This window comes from Leucobacter iarius (assembly GCF_039530105.1).
In the GTDB taxonomy this organism is placed as follows: domain Bacteria; phylum Actinomycetota; class Actinomycetes; order Actinomycetales; family Microbacteriaceae; genus Leucobacter; species Leucobacter iarius.
Genome location: NZ_BAAAOB010000004.1, coordinates 105551 through 120020 on the forward strand (window position 1 = coordinate 105551; position 14470 = coordinate 120020).

A 14470-nucleotide genomic window follows, 5' to 3' on the forward strand; every position below is an offset into this window, starting at 1 on the left:
GCCGAAAATCCCCGGAGGATCCGCGGAGTTTTGCGCAAGTCCCCGCGCAGCGGGTTATCGATCCGTGACCGAAGACGCGTCCGCGCCGCCCTCCGTCGGAGCCGGAACCGCGGTGGGCGCCGCGACCGTACCCCGCAGTCGGCCCAGGCCGTTCATCAGGTGGTAGATCAGGATCGCCGAGACCGTGCCGAGCGCGATGCCGTTGAACACCACCGCGTCGACCTTGATCGTGAAGTCGGCGATGCCGACGATCAGCGGGATGGCCGCGGTGAACTGGTTGATCGGCTTCGAGAAGTCGACCTTGTTGTCGAGCCAGATCTTGACGCCGATGAGACCGATCAGGCCGTAGAGCGCGACGGTGACACCGCCGAGCACACCGCTCGGCACCGAGAAGATCACCGCGCCGACCTTCGGCGAGAAGCCGAGCAGGATCGCGACGATGCCCGCGACCCAGTAGGCCGCGGTCGAGTAGACGCGGGTCGCCGCCATGACGCCGATGTTCTCGCCGTAGGTGGTGGTGCCGGATCCGCCGCCGAAGCCGGCGAGGACGGTCGAGATGCCATCGGCGAGCAGTGCGCGGCCGGTGAGCGGATCGAGGTCGCGGCCGATCATGAGGCCGACGCTCTTCACGTGCCCGACGTTCTCGGCGATCAGCACGAGCACGACCGGGAGGAAGGCGGGCAGCAGGCCCCAGAGCGAGGGGTCGGCGAAGGGGTTCGCGACCGCGTGGAACTCGGGCAGACCGAGCCAGTCCGCCTGCGCGATCTTCTCGAAGTCGACGAGCCCGAAGCACGCCGCGGCGACGTAGCCGACGGCCATGCCGAGCACGATCGCGAGGCGCCCGGCGAGGCCGCGGAACAGCACCGTGATCAGCAGGATCGAGACGATCGTGATGAACGCGACGACGGCCGAGGGGACCACGGTCTCGGGCGGCGCGTTCACGCCGCCGTTCCAGTTATTGCGCACGGCCGGAGCCAGGTTGAGGCCGATGAGCGCCACGATCGCGCCCATCACCACCGGCGGCATGAGGGCGTTGATCCAGCCCGCGCCGAAGCGCACGACGATGAGGCCGATGATGGCCATGAGCACGCCGATGGCGAGGATCCCGAACGAGGCCCGCGCGAGGTCGCCGCCGCCCGCCGTCGCGGCGAGCACCGGCGCGATGAACGCGAAGGAGGAGCCGAGGTAGCTCGGCAGCCGGTTGCCGGTCAGCAGCAGGAACAGGAGCGTGCCGAGGCCCGAGAAGAACAGCGTGGCCGTCGGGCTGAACCCGGTGAGCAGGGGCACCAGGAACGTCGCGCCGAACATGGCGACCACGTGCTGCGCGCCGAAGCCGATCGTCTTGACCCAGCCGAGTCGTTCCTCCGGGAGGACGATCGCGTCGTTCGCGACCGTGCGTCCGTCGCCGTGCAGCTTCCAAGGCAGCGCCATCGGGGTTCCTTCTCCCTGTCGAGGCGCAGGTCCAGCGCCTCGACCCCGAGGCGCTGCCGCGCCAAGGAAATATCCTATGCGCCTCGGAGCCCGCTGGACGAGCCCTCGGCTACTGCTCCGAGAAGTAGACCTTGCGGATGTGGTCGGGCACGGTCCACTTCGTGCGCGTCCCGGCGACGAGACGCATCACGTCGCCCGCCGCCACCTCGAAGACCGTACCGGCTTCGACACCGGGGCCGTCGAGCAGCTCGATGGTCGCGCCGCCCGACAGCACCACGAAGAGCTCGTCGACCTCGGTGTCGGTCGTGGTCCCCTCGCGCAGCTCCCAGATGCCGGCCTCGCAGTCGCCGATGATGCCGAGCTCGGCGATGCCCTGGCGCGGATCGCCCGCGACGACATCGGCGGCCGGCACCGCTTCGAGCTCGATCCCGGTCTCGGTGGCCCGGACGGCGGCGTTCGTGCCCGCGGGCAGCAGTTCGCTCATGGTCGTGATCCGTTCTGTCTCGTCTGGGCGGCGATCAGGAGTCGAAGCCGAAGCCGACGGCGTCCATGACCTTGAGGAAGAGGTTGCGCTTGCCGCGGTTGTGATCGGCGCGGTCGAACGACCAGCGGAACATGTTGACGCCGATCGCGGCGGCGGGCTCGGGCGGGAACGGCAGCGGCATCTGCTTGACCATCTCGAGCTCGGTGCGCTCGGTCGTGCGCCCCTCGAAGCGGTCGACCATCACGTCCGCGGCGAAGTGGGTCGCGCCGACGCCCAGGCCGGTGAACCCCGCGACGTACTGCACGCGACCGCCGTGCGCCTGGCCGAAGAAGGCGCAGAAGCGCGTGCTCGAGTCGATCACGCCGGCCCAGCGGTGGCTGAACCTGACCCCTGCGAGCTGCGGGAACGTGGTGAAGAAGTGGCTGGCGAGCTTGCGGTGGCTCTCCATCCGGTCCTCGTACTTCTGCCGGATGCGGCCGCCGGTGTGGTAGACCGCGTCGTAGCCGCCCCAGAGGATCCGGTTGTCCTTGGTGAGCCGAGAGTAGTGGAACTGGTTCGCCATGTCGGCGAGGCCCTCGCGCCCCTCCCAGCCGATCGAGGCCAGCTGCTCGTCGGTCAGCGGCTCCGTCATGAGGACGTAGTCGTAGACGGGGATCGTGTGGAAGCGGTAGCGCTTCAGGAGCGAGGGGAACACGTTGGTGCAGAGCGCGACCCGGTCGGCGGTCACCGTGCCGTGCGCGGTCGTGAGCCGGATCGGATCGTCCGCGCTGCCGTCGAGCGCATCGACCCGCGTATCCTCGTGGATCTCGACCCCGATCGCGCTCGCGTGCCGCGCGAGCTCCGCCGCGAGCTTCGCGGGGTGCACGTTGGCGTTCTCGCGGGGCGAGAAGTCGCCGCCGAGGAAGGTCGGCGAGTTGATGCGCGCGCGCACCTGCTCGGCGTCGAGGGTCACGACCTCGGGATCGTCGCTCTCGCCGAGCCACTCGACCTGGTAGTCGTTGTTCGCGACGGCCAGCTGGCCGGTGCGCTCGAACTCGACGTCGAGATCGTGCTCCGCGATGAAGCGCTCGATCGCATCGAGGTTCTCGTAGCCGAGGCGGCGCAGCGTTCCGACCTCGTCGGGCCAGCGGGATTCGGCGTTGGGTTCGCCGTGCGTGATGCTCGCTTCGCAGAATCCGCCGTTGCGTCCGGACGCGGCCCAACCGACGCGCTTGCCCTCGAGCAGGATCACGCGGCGCTCCGGGTGCTCGGTCTTCAGCTTGATCGCGGTCCAGAGTCCCGCGAACCCGCCGCCGACGACCGCATCGTCGACGCGCGCATCACCCCCGAGCGACGGGTAGCGTGCGGCCGTGGCCGCGATGTCGTCGATCCAGAAGCACTCAAGCTTCGTGTTCGCGAGCGATGCGTCGATGATCGCTGCAGCCGGACGGTTCTTCTCGAAAATGGTGGGTTCCATGATTCCCTCGGGTCGCCTTCGATGAGGTCTGCTGAGATCCTCGCACACTCACCACGGAACCGCATCCCCACCTGCGCGCTTTCAGTGCCGAAAATGCCGATTTCGCCACTCATTCAGTTGCCAATCGGGAACATTTCTACGAAATCAGCAGAAACGAGCATGGTGGACCACACGAGTCAGTCGCATTGACATTCTCGTTGACGTCGCGGCCCACCGCTCCCGCGCAGCGGCTCCCGCTCAGCCCTTGTCGGCCGGCGGCTTCATGATCGCCCCCGTCGCGAGGCCGAGGGCGAGGCCGGCGGGCAGCCACAGCCAGAACTGGGTGAGCGCGCTGATCACGATGCCCATGATCGCGCCCATCACGATGCCGACGATGATCTGCTTGCGCCGCGCTTCGGGGCTCACTTCGCTCATGGGTCCAGCCTACGGGTCATTCGTGAGCGGCGGCCGGGATCGTCAGCAGCGCCTGAGCCCGCGCGCGGAGCTCGGCGACCCGCGGATCCCCGAGCGCTTCCCCGCCGTCGCGCCGCAGCGTCGCCGCCAGCCGGTCGGCCGCGTCCATCACCGCCAGCGCCTCGAGCAGCCGAGCCGAACCGTCGTGCGCGATCGCGAGATCGATCAGGCGCCCCGTCGCGCGGGCGATCTTCGCCTCGCTCGGGGAAGGCACGGCCCCTGCCGCCGCCAGCAGCGGCTCCACGCGGTCGAGTACCGCCGGATCGGCTCCGCCCACGAGTTCGGCCTCCCACTCGCGCCAGAGGCGGCTCACCCCTGCGCGATGATCGGTCGCGAGCACAGTGTCGTCGGCGAGCTCGACCGCGTCCGCTCCCGACTCCGCCAGGCGGACCGTCACTCGCGCCGTCTCGAGGGTCGCCGCGGGCACCACCCGATCCGCCGCGTCGCCGATCCGGGATCGCAGTTCGGCGCGCAGTCCGTCGGGCAGCTCGTCGCTCAGCGGCCAGTGCAGCTCATGCACCCCGCCGGGAGTGCGCTCCTTCAAGTGCCAGCCCTCGTCGGCCCCGCCCGCCCGGCGGCGCATCGCGAGGCGAGCGGTCGCGAGCGCACGGTCCTCCGTGTCGAAATAGCTCGCGTGCAGCTCGACCCGTCGCGGCTCGCCGGCGCGCAGCCCCGCCGCGGCCCAGACGTCGGCATCCGGCAGCGCCGATGCGCCGATCATCTCGTACTTGCGCTCGATCTCGAGCGAGGCGGCACCCTGTTCAGTCACGGACCCAGCCTAGGCGCTGGACGAGGACGCGCGGCGGAGACGGCCTACGCGGTTCCGGGGCGCTCCACGACCGGCCCGGGCGCCGGAGCCGATTCCGGCGCCGACCCCCGATCGCCCGAGAACCAGACGATCCCGGCCCCGGCGAGCACGACCAGCGCGATACCGGCCAGCGCGGGCAGCGTCAGCGCCTGACCGAGCAGGAGCGCACCGAGCAGCGTCCCGACGAGCGGATCGCACGCGAAGAGCACCCCGATGATCCGCGCCGACGTGACTTTGCCCGCCAGGGTGTCGACCGTGAACGCGAGCGCGGTGCCGAGCACCGCCGAAAGCAGGAGCACGCCGAGGGAGCCCGGAGCGATGTGCGGCAGCGCCGGGAGCGAGAACGGCAGCGTGACGATCGCGCCGATGCAGACCGACAGCGCCATGCCGGGCAGCCCGCCGCCCTCCTTGCCGACATGCGAAGCGAGCAGCGTGTAGAGGCCGAAGCAGGTCCCCGCCGCGACCGCCCACAGCACGCCGATCGGATCGAGCGGCCCGCCGAGCCCCGCGATGAGGGCGACGCCGACGAACGCGAGGAGCGCCAGCAGACCGTCGCGCAGTCGGCGGGAGCCGATGAGCGCGACGAGGCAGGGCCCCAGGAAGTCGATCGTGGTCGCGATGCCGAGCGGGATCCGAGCGATCGCCAGGTACAGGAACAGGTTCATCGCGGCCATCGCGACGCCGTAGAGCGCGATACCGCCCCACTCGCGTCGGCTGCGGCCGCGCAGCTTCGGGCGGAAGATCAGGACGAGTAGCACCGCGGCGATGAGCAGTCGCGCCCCGCTCGTGCCGAGCACGCCGACCTCGTCGAACAGCCCGTATGCGAGCACCGCCGAGAACTGCACGCCGAGCGCGCCCGTGACGATCAGGCCCGCGGCCTGCAAGGTGGATCGGCGACTCTCGCTCGCAGCGGCCGGGGCGGTGCGGCGCAGCGGCGCGCCGGCGACGGTGTCATCGGTGACGGAGGGCATCGGAACAGCCTATCGCCGGAGAGGCCGCCGTGCGCACGCGCACGGATACACTGCTCGCGTGACTGCAGCACACGGCCCCGACCCGATCAGGATCCTCGTCGAGCAGGCCCTCGCCGGCGCGGCCGCCGCGCTCCGCGCCGCCGCGGTCCCGACCGAGGCGCTCGCCGAACTCGTGCCGGCCCGACGGCGCATGCTGATCCGACTCGCTCCGACCATGCGCCCCCTCGGCGAGGTCTGGCGGGTGGGCTCGCTACTGATCTCGGCCGATCGGAACGAATGGTTCACCGGAGGGACCGCGACCCGGGCCGCGGAGCGCGGCCGGCCGGGATACCAGTCGGTGTCGCGCGAGGAGCGCCGCGAGATCGCCGCGGCCGCGCTGCGCGGAGGCTATGCCGAGGGGTCCTCCGTGAGCTTCGACGCCGTTCCGCTCCCCCTCGACGGGGACGGGCTGCGCGCACTCGGTTCCGATGCCCCCGTCGGGGTCCTCTCCGTCGAGGGCGGTCCCGGTGCGGCGCCGACGGAGGAGGTGCGCGTCCGCTGGCGCGCGGGAGCCGACCTCTCGACCGCGCCGACGCTGGAGGCGTTCCTCGAGGAGCGCGTGCGGCTCATCGCGGAGCGCGAGGGCGCCTAGGGGCGCTCCTCGGCGGCGTCGACCCGCCCGTAGCGCCCCTCGAACCGGGGATCCGCGCGCCACCAGAGCCCGTCCCCCGGTTCCTCCGCGTCGAGCGCGGCATCGACCTCGCGCGTCGCGACCGCGTCGGAGCGCACCCAGTGCACCAGGGTCGCCGCGATCATGGGGATCCCGATCGCCTCGGCGATACCGAGCAGCGCCCCGCCCGCCCGCAGGTTCACGAGCAGCATCACCACGATGCCCGGGATCGCATCGAACAGACCGTCGAGGAACGCGATGAGCGTCTTCACCGCGGGGTTCGCCCACGGGGGCAGCAGCCCCTCGGCGAAGAGCGGCAGATTCACCAGGAGGCCGGTGACGAAGGCGCAGAGCATCAGCAGGCCCCACCCGGGAGCCGGCGTCGCGCCGTGCGGCACGAACCAGCCCGACAGCAGCGCGACGGTGAGGAACACCGCGCTGATCGCCGAGGAGATCCCGGGATACATGAGCGCGCGGGCGATCCGACCGCGGATCACTCGCGAGCCGCGACCGCGCACCGCTTCGAGCAGGCCGACGGGGTCGCCGAGCGCGGCGCCGAGCGGCAGCACGGCCGCCGCCATGCCGAGCGCGATCCCGTCCATCCAGTCGCTGCGGGTGCGGAGCGCCCACGGAGCGCCGCACAGCGTCCAGGCCATGAGCAGGCAGGTGAGCATCCACCAGAGCAGCCGCGAACGCGACCAGCGGACGCCGCGTCTCCGGAGGCGCAGCACCGCGCCGAGATAGGCGAGGGTGAGCAGTACCGGAAGGCCGATCCCGAGCGGGGTGGGTTTCCACGCGGTGAGCAGTTCGACGGGGGTCACCCGACGAGTATCCGCCCGTCGTCTGAGGGCGGGATGTGGGAGTTGCCGCGGCGCGCGACGAGCCTGCGAGTCGCGTCAAGGTTCATCGGGATTCCACGATGGGGCCCGAGGGAGCGCAGCGAGCGAGTGCCCCAGAGAGGAATCGAACCTCCGACACCTTCTTTAGGAGAGAAGTGCTCTATCCACTGAGCTACTGAGGCGGAGCTTCCATATTATCCGGTTGCGCGCCGGCGACGCGACGCGAGAAACGCGTGAGGGGCGCGGCCGACGGCCGCGCCCCTCACGTCGAAGGTTCTGGATCCGCTTACGGGATGCGGATGATGACCGCGTAGTTGCCCGGGTTCGAGTCCACGTCGGTCTCGACCGTCTGGTTGCCGCCGAAGCCGCCGTGCACCGCACGGTGGTTGACGCCGTCGCCGGTGTAGATGGCGACGTGGCCGCCGCGCATCATGATGTCGCCGAACTTGACCGCGTCGGGCGAGACCTGGGTGCCGAAGCGACCGAAGTCCATGGGGCCGAGGTCGTAACCGCCCTGGTCGCGACGCTCGAACATGCCGATCGCGGCGAGAGCGTTCTGCACGAGGTCGGTGCAGTCCTGGTTGACGCCGATCTGGGCACGAGCCGCGGCGACGAGGCCGGCAGCGCCCTTACCCGCGGGGATGTCGGGAAGCTTCGGGGCCTCGGTCTGGGTGTTGCCCGACTCGACGGTCGCGGTCGTCGCGTCGTCGGCCTTCTTGGCGGGGACGACGGGCTTCGGGGCCGGGGCGAGCTCGGTGCTCGGCGCCTCGGTCTGCAGCGCGCCCTCGGCGTCGGCCGTGGTCAGCACCTGGTTCACCTGGATCGCGGCGGGGGCGCGGTAGCCCTCGGTCTGGATGTCGGTCGCGTACGCAGGCAGAGCGAACACGCTGACCATTCCCGCGCTGACGACGCCTGCGCCGAGCATGCGCACGAGGCGCCTGCGCGCCGGACGAGCGGGGCGTGCAGCGGGTGCTGCGATCGCCACGTCGGTGCCGGGGGTCTGAGCTGAGCCGGGGTGCTGAGTCACGAGTGGTGTCTGCCTTACGTAATCGTTCTCTTGCGAGGTACGGCCCGTCTGGACCAAAATCTCGACCAGCCTAACCCAAGATCACGGAATTGTCACGCTGAGCTGCGATCCGACTGAACATGGCGAAAGAATGGCGTGATTCCGCGGGGATTCGAGAGCGCCCGCCCGCAGCTGTATCTCGATATCGAGATAGTTTGACCCCGGAATACTCCTCCGCCGGGCAGCGGAAACCACCCCTGACCAGTGATTGACCGTGGCGCTCGCGATCCTTCAGACCACGCCCTGGTCGAGCATCGCGCGAGCCACGGTCGCGAACGCCGCCGTGTTGGCACCGAGCACGTAATCGCCGGGCCGCCCGTACCGCGCCGAGGCATCGTAGGACGCGTCGTGCACATCGCGCATGATGGCGTGCAGCCGCTCCTCACTGGTCTCGAAGCCCCACCGCTCCCGTGCCGCGTTCTGGCTCATCTCGAGCGCGGAGGTCGCGACGCCTCCGGCGTTCGCCGCCTTGCCGGGCGCGAAGAGCACGCCGGCCCGCTGGAACAGCGCGACCGCTCCCGGCGTGGTCGGCATGTTCGCACCTTCGGCCACCGCGCGCACCCCGTTCGCAACGAGGGTGCGCGCCGCGTTCTCGTCGAGTTCGTTCTGCGTCGCGCAGGGGAACGCGAGTTCGACCGGGACATCCCACACCGATCCACCGGCGACGAATCGCGCACCCGGCCGCCGCTCGGCGTAGACCGAGATGCGCTCGCGCTCGACCTCCTTGATCTGCTTGAGCAGCGCGACGTCGATGCCCGCCTCGTCGACGACGTAGCCCGAGGAGTCCGATGCGGTGATGGCCGTGCCGCCGAGCTGCCCGATCTTCTCGATCGCGTAGATGGCGACGTTGCCCGATCCCGATACCGCCGCCCGGCGACCCCCGATGCCCTGGCCCGCACGGTGCAGCATCTCCTGGGCGAAGAAGACCGCGCCGTACCCGGTCGCCTCGGTGCGCACCTCCGCGCCGCCCCATCCGATGCCCTTGCCCGTGAGCACGCCCGATTCGTGGCGCCCGGTGAGCCGGCGGTACTGGCCGAAGAGGTATCCGATCTCGCGCCCACCGACGCCGATGTCGCCCGCGGGGACGTCGGTGTGCTCGCCGATGTGGCGCACGAGCTCCGTCATGAAGCTCTGGCAGAAGCGCATCACTTCCGCATCGCTCCTCCCCCGCGGATCGAAGTCGGATCCGCCCTTGCCGCCGCCGATGCGTTGCCGGGTGAGCGCGTTCTTGAAGATCTGCTCGAACCCCAGGAATTTGACGACCGAGAGGTTCACGCTCGGGTGGAACCGCAGTCCTCCCTTATAGGGGCCGAGCGCGGAGTTGAACTGCACGCGGAATCCTCGGTTCACCTGGACCCGGTTGCGGTCGTCGAGCCACGGGACCCGGAACACGATCTGCCGCTCCGGCTCCACCATGCGCTCGAGCACCCCGCCCTCGACGAACTCGGGGTGATCGGCGAGCACCGGCACGAGGGACTCGAGCACCTCGTGCACCGCCTGGAGGAACTCCGGCTCGTGCGGGTTGCGCGCCTCGACGGTCTCGGCGATGCGGCGCAGGTGGGCCTCGGGGGAAACGGGCATGGGGCTCCTCGCGGGGTCACGTCTTCGTGTGCTGGGGGGGGCAGGCCGTCCGGCCTGCAGCGGGTTCGACCCGCGGATTCAGAAGGTGCGCGACACGTAGATGTGCGCGGCGACCTCGGGCGAGAGCTCGATCGGATCGATCGGGTCGCCCTCCGCGGTGACTTCGAACCGCAGGAAGCCGGAGACCCGGCTGACGCGGACCGGCGTACCCGGCCGGATGCCGCCCCGGCCGAGGGTGCGCAGCAGCTCGGGATCGGTCTGCACCGGTTCCGCCAGTCGGCGCACTCGGGTCTGCACGCCGGGGTCCCCGTCGATGATCGGCAGGTCCACCGACGACACGACGCCCGACTGGAAGGGCGCGGTCGGCATCGAGCCGAGCTCGTCGAGGCCCGGGATCGGGTTGCCGTAGGGCGACTCGGTGGGGTGGTGCAGGATGTCGAGCAGCTTGCGCTCGACCTGCTCGCTCATGACGTGCTCCCAGCGGCAGGCCTCCTCGTGCACGTACTCCCACTCGAGTCCGATCACGTCGGCCAGCAGCCGTTCGGCGAGCCGGTGCTTGCGCATCACGTGCACGGCCTTGGTGCGGCCGTCGGCCGTCAGCTCGAGATGCCGGTCGCCCGAGACGACGACCAGGCCGTCGCGCTCCATGCGGCCGACCGTCTGGGACACCGTCGGACCGGAGTGGCCGAGCCGTTCCGAGATCCGTGCGCGCAGGGGGACGATGCCCTCCTCCTCCAGTTCGAGGATCGTGCGCAGATACATCTCGGTCGTGTCAATGAGATCGGCCATCGGCATTCCTCCTCGTCGCTCGCGACCTCCAGCCTATGACATGAGCGCGGTGCAATGCGGCGTCTCCGACGCCTCGGGCCGTGTCCGTGCGCGGATAGAATCGCGTCATGGCCGACATCACGATCCCCGCTTCGCTCCTGCCCGCCGATGGTCGCTTCGGTTGCGGCCCCTCGAAGGTCCGCACCGAACAGCTCGACTTCCTCGCCACCCTGCAGCCCGGGGTGCTCGGCACCTCGCACCGCCAGGCGCCCGTGAAGAACCTGGTCGGCAGCGTGCGCGCCGGTCTCGCGGAACTGTTCCGCGCGCCCGAGGGGTACGAGATCCTGCTCGCCAACGGCGGGGCGACCACGTTCTGGGATTCGGCCGTCCACTCGCTCATCGAGCAGCGCAGCCAGCACCTCGCCTTCGGCGAGTTCGGTGCGAAGTTCGCCAAGGCGGCCCAGGCCGCACCGTTCCTCCAGGATCCCGACGTGCGCACCGCGGATGCCGGCTCGCGCGCGCAGGCCGAGGCCGTCGAGGGCGTCGACGTCTACGCGTTCCCCCACAACGAGACCTCCACCGGCGTGATGGCCGAGGTGAAGCGCGTGCACGGCGACGCCGGCGCGCTGACCGTCGTGGACGCCACGAGCGGCGCGGGCGGCCTCGACTTCGACGCGAACGAGACCGACGTCTACTACTTCTCGCCGCAGAAGAACTTCGCCTCCGACGGCGGCATCTGGTTCGCCCTCGTCTCGCCGGCCGCGATCGAGCGGATCGAGCGGGTCACCGCCTCGGGCCGCTACATCCCCGAGACGCTGAACCTGGCGGGCGCGATCGAGAACTCGCGCAAGGACCAGACCCTCAACACCCCCGCGCTCTCGACGCTGGCGCTGATGGACGAGCAGGTGCGCTGGATCAACGCCAACGGCGGCCTCGCATGGGCTGCCGCCCGCACCGCCGAGTCCGCAGCCGTGCTCTACGACTGGGCCGAGCGCACCTCGGTCGCGACCCCGTTCGTCGCGGACCCCGCGCACCGCTCGAACGTCGTCGTCACGATCGACTTCGAGGATTCGGTGGACGCGTCCGCGATCTCGGCCGCGCTCCGCGCGAACGGCATCGTCGACACCGAACCGTACCGCAAGCTGGGCCGCAACCAGCTGCGCGTCGCGACCTTCACCGCGATCGAGCCCGACGACGTGCGCGCGCTCACCGCGAGCATCGACTACGTGCTCGAGCGCCTGGGCTGAACCCGGCGGGCGGGTGCCGGACTCGCAGGGGGACCACGAGCCCGGCACCGGCGGAATCCGGTCGGTGGGAGCGGCGAGGGAAGGCCTCACCGCTCCGACGCACGACTCCTTCCGCCGACCGAGGTGCGCGAGCGAACGAGCTCGACATTCGCGCGATCCTCGGGGCCATCGCCTTCCGCCAGGGGTTGGACGTGCGATGGTCGTCTTCCGTGTCCTCCGCGGAGGACGCCCCACAGATAGCCGCCGATGACCGTGAGCCCGAGCAGCAGCCCGGCCGCCCACCAGGGGAAGCCAGGCACATCGGGCCGCGCACCGGCGCGAGCCAGGTCAGCAGCGGGGGTCGGCGAGATCCGCTCCCCCGTCACCAGGATCCGCTGGGTGTTGATCCCGAGCGGCGTGCAGGTGACGAGCGTCACGAGGTCCTTCCCGTAGACCGGCGCCAGGGTCCGGGTCTCGCTCGGGTCGACGACCCGGGTATCGAACACCCGGTACGAGAGGACTTCGCCGAACACCTCGATGGTGAACGTGTCTCCGGCCTTCAGCCGGTCGAGGTTCGTGAAGAGTTCGGAGCTCGCGAGGCCCCGATGCGCGGTCAGCACGGAGTGCTGGGACTCGCCACCGACGGGAAGCGACGTTCCCTCGAGATGCCCGACGCCTCGCGCGAGCGTGTCGTCCGAAGTCCCGTGGTAGATCGGCAGGTCCACCGCGATCGCCGGGATCCGCAGACGACCCATCGCACCGTCGGCATCCGCGCGGAGCAGGTCCGAATAGGGATCCGTTCCGCCCTCGACCCCGGTTCCGGTGGGGACGTTCGTGTTCGGCGCGAGCAGTGCGCCGCCCACGAGCGCCGAGTTGTACGCGCGCGCCCGCTGCAGCTCGCCGTCGAGCGCGTTCCGCGGCGTCCCCTCGGAGGAGCCGCTCAGCTGCTGGATCACCTGGGACTCGGTGTACTGGGACCACCAGGCGGCCGTGCTCGGATAGAGCAGCACCAACAGCCCGACCAGTCCGATGAGCCCCACGACGAGCGCACCCCACGGGCTCCTGCGGCGAGCGCGGTCGATCCCGTGGGACGCGGGGGTACCCGAGGCGGGGTCGGGCGCGACTCGGGTGTCGGTGATCATCGCATCCTCCTCCGCTCGTGGGGTTCGTGCGGGCCCGGTGCGGGACCGAAGTCCCGCACCGGGCCTCTCCGGGGTGCTACTCGGCCGCCGAGCGGCGGCGTCGGGCGAGCACGATGGCCCCTCCGGCCGCTGCGAGGATCAGCGCGGCTCCGCCGCCCAGGAACATCGCCGTTCCGGTCGAGCCGGTGAGCGGCAGGTTCGGGCCGTTCTGCTGCGCGTTCTGCACCTGCACCGGGACCACGCTGGCCGCGTCGCCCGCGGTGACGGTCACCTGGGTCCAGGCCGCGTCCCCCGCGGGGAGCGCGTACCCGGCCGGTGCCTGGGTCTCGTGCACCCAGTAGCTGCGGGTCAGCGTGCCCCCGTTGCCGACCCAGAGTCCGGCGACCGAGATCCTGCCCTGCCCGTCGGTGTTGAGCACTCCGCCCACCTGCGGGCCGCCCTTGGTCTCGTGCAGGGTGAACTGCGCGCCGGCCAGGGTCTTGCTCGTGTCGGCGGCCGAGACCTTGATGATCTGGAGCGGACCCCAGTTGGTCTGCGGAGTGCCGGTCTGACGGACCGAGTCGTTGACGTTCACGAACGCGGTGTTGGTGATCTTGCCGTCTCCCAGGGAGTCGACGGTGGTGGCGAGGTCGACGCCGACCGCGGTCTTCCCCGCGAGCTTGCCGAGGCCGGTGGCGGTGAAGGTGATCACCACGTTCGGTCCGGAAGCCGCCGGGAGCGTCGTCGGGCTCAGGGTGTAGTCGGTGCCCGCGGCGAGCGGAGCACCGTCGAGGGTGAGTACGGCTCCCGTGAGCGTGAGCCTGGGGTCGAGCTGGTCCGTCACGACGAACTTGCGGTAGGTGTCGCCCGCAGCGAGTTCGGGGATAGGTGCGGTGATGGTCCAGTGCACGGTCGATCCGAGCACGGGGGCGTTCGGATCGCTCACGGTCTTCTCGGGCGTCGTGGTGTTCAGCTTGTTCTTCGGGTAGACGTTCACCGTGTAGAGCCAGGTGCTGTCCGTGCTGCTGGGGTAGGGCACCGAGACCAGGAACGGCTGCCCCGGCGAGACGACCGGGTTGGGGCCCGGGGAGGTCTCCGTGACGAGGTAGAGGCCGTAGGGCAGGTTCGGGATCGTCGCGGAGCCGTCGGGGAGCGTGGTCGCCGTGGTCTGCGCGATCACGTCGAAGCCGTCGGTGTGGCCCTGCACGCGCGGCAGCGTCGCCTGCGTCGCGAGGTCCCACCCGGCGGCGGTGGTGAGGTCGATCGGGGTGCCGCCCGAGGTGACGCGCTGCACGCTGAACACGACACCGCCGAGTCCGCTGCCGAGCGCGGTGACCTGGGCGGGATCGCTGATCGCCCGCCCGTTGCCCGCGGTGGATGGGTTGCCCGCGTGCTTGTGGATGACCAGTGTTCCCGTGGTGCCCGTGATGTTCGCGGGGCTCGGTTCGTCGGCGGCCTGCGCTGCCGCGCCACCGGCCGCCGCGCCGAGCACGGCGAGTGCGACCGCGAGCGCGGCGACGAACGGGCGCCGTGCGCGCCGCCCCCAGCTCTGTTGACTCATGGTGGTGTTCCTCTCCTCGCGGCGGTGTTCGAGTCGCCGGTGGTCTTCTGCTGATC

At 70.6% G+C, this 14470-nt stretch carries 14 protein-coding genes and 1 tRNA gene; 2 read left to right on the top strand and 13 right to left on the bottom strand.

From position 1 onward, the window contains the following. Positions 1-54: 54 nt before the first annotated feature. From ABD169_RS13575 to ABD169_RS13600, 6 genes are all read right to left on the bottom strand, one after another. Positions 55-1431 carry a uracil-xanthine permease family protein gene (locus ABD169_RS13575; protein WP_344033053.1) on the bottom strand — a complete coding sequence of 459 codons (1377 nt, stop codon included), beginning with the start codon at positions 1429-1431 and terminating at the stop codon, positions 55-57. 109 nt (positions 1432-1540) lie between these two features. Further along, the gene (locus ABD169_RS13580; RefSeq protein ID WP_344033055.1) at positions 1541-1915 is read right to left on the bottom strand and encodes a cupin domain-containing protein; all 375 of its coding nucleotides are present in this window, start codon (positions 1913-1915) and stop codon (positions 1541-1543) included. A gap of 34 nt (positions 1916-1949) precedes the next feature. Next, positions 1950-3371, bottom strand: coding sequence for an NAD(P)/FAD-dependent oxidoreductase (locus tag ABD169_RS13585; RefSeq protein WP_344033057.1), 1422 nt, complete (start codon positions 3369-3371; stop codon positions 1950-1952). Positions 3372-3608: 237 nt separating this feature from the next. Next, complete coding sequence (locus ABD169_RS13590; RefSeq protein WP_156174901.1) at positions 3609-3785, bottom strand: HPP family protein; 177 nt, start codon at positions 3783-3785, stop codon at positions 3609-3611. Between the two features lie 16 nt (positions 3786-3801). Next, positions 3802-4593, bottom strand: coding sequence for a CYTH domain-containing protein (locus ABD169_RS13595; RefSeq protein ID WP_344033059.1), 792 nt, complete (start codon positions 4591-4593; stop codon positions 3802-3804). A gap of 44 nt (positions 4594-4637) precedes the next feature. After that, a complete protein-coding gene (locus ABD169_RS13600) occupies positions 4638-5603 on the bottom strand; it encodes an EamA family transporter (RefSeq protein ID WP_344033061.1) in 966 nt (321 codons plus the stop codon). Positions 5604-5661: 58 nt separating this feature from the next. Here ABD169_RS13600 and ABD169_RS13605 point away from each other — a divergent pair, with 58 nt between their 5' ends. After that, positions 5662-6234 carry a hypothetical protein gene (locus ABD169_RS13605; RefSeq protein ID WP_344033063.1) on the top strand — a complete coding sequence of 191 codons (573 nt, stop codon included), beginning with the start codon at positions 5662-5664 and terminating at the stop codon, positions 6232-6234. On the opposite strand, the gene ABD169_RS13610 is transcribed toward ABD169_RS13605, so the two are convergent. From ABD169_RS13610 to ABD169_RS13630, 5 genes are all read right to left on the bottom strand, one after another. Beyond that, positions 6231-7073 (bottom strand): cytochrome c oxidase assembly protein, encoded by an 843-nt coding sequence (locus tag ABD169_RS13610; protein ID WP_344033065.1) that lies wholly within the window; start codon positions 7071-7073, stop codon positions 6231-6233. The two genes, ABD169_RS13605 and ABD169_RS13610, sit on opposite strands and share 4 nt — an antisense overlap. Positions 7074-7200: 127 nt before the next feature. Continuing rightward, a tRNA-Arg gene (locus ABD169_RS13615) sits at positions 7201-7273 on the bottom strand. A gap of 104 nt (positions 7274-7377) precedes the next feature. Further along, positions 7378-8118, bottom strand: coding sequence for an NlpC/P60 family protein (locus ABD169_RS13620; RefSeq protein ID WP_052961585.1), 741 nt, complete (start codon positions 8116-8118; stop codon positions 7378-7380). Between the two features lie 270 nt (positions 8119-8388). Next, positions 8389-9738: an NADP-specific glutamate dehydrogenase gene (gene gdhA, locus ABD169_RS13625; protein ID WP_344033067.1), complete on the bottom strand. Its 1350-nt coding sequence runs from the start codon at positions 9736-9738 to the stop codon at positions 8389-8391. 78 nt (positions 9739-9816) lie between these two features. Further along, on the bottom strand, positions 9817-10527 hold the full coding sequence (locus ABD169_RS13630; RefSeq protein WP_344033069.1) for an iron-dependent transcriptional repressor DtxR: 711 nt from the start codon (positions 10525-10527) through the stop codon (positions 9817-9819). Positions 10528-10634: 107 nt separating this feature from the next. Here ABD169_RS13630 and serC point away from each other — a divergent pair, with 107 nt between their 5' ends. After that, the gene (gene serC / locus ABD169_RS13635; RefSeq protein ID WP_344033071.1) at positions 10635-11753 is read left to right on the top strand and encodes a phosphoserine transaminase; all 1119 of its coding nucleotides are present in this window, start codon (positions 10635-10637) and stop codon (positions 11751-11753) included. A gap of 86 nt (positions 11754-11839) precedes the next feature. Here serC and ABD169_RS13640 read toward each other — a convergent pair whose 3' ends face one another. Together ABD169_RS13640 and ABD169_RS13645 are read right to left on the bottom strand one after the other, a co-directional pair. Continuing rightward, a complete protein-coding gene (locus ABD169_RS13640; RefSeq protein ID WP_344033073.1) occupies positions 11840-12874 on the bottom strand; it encodes a class C sortase in 1035 nt (344 codons plus the stop codon). Positions 12875-12950: 76 nt separating this feature from the next. Continuing rightward, entirely contained in the window at positions 12951-14414 is a 1464-nt protein-coding gene (locus tag ABD169_RS13645; RefSeq protein ID WP_344033075.1) for a SpaH/EbpB family LPXTG-anchored major pilin, read from the bottom strand. Between the last annotated feature and the right edge of the window lie 56 nt (positions 14415-14470).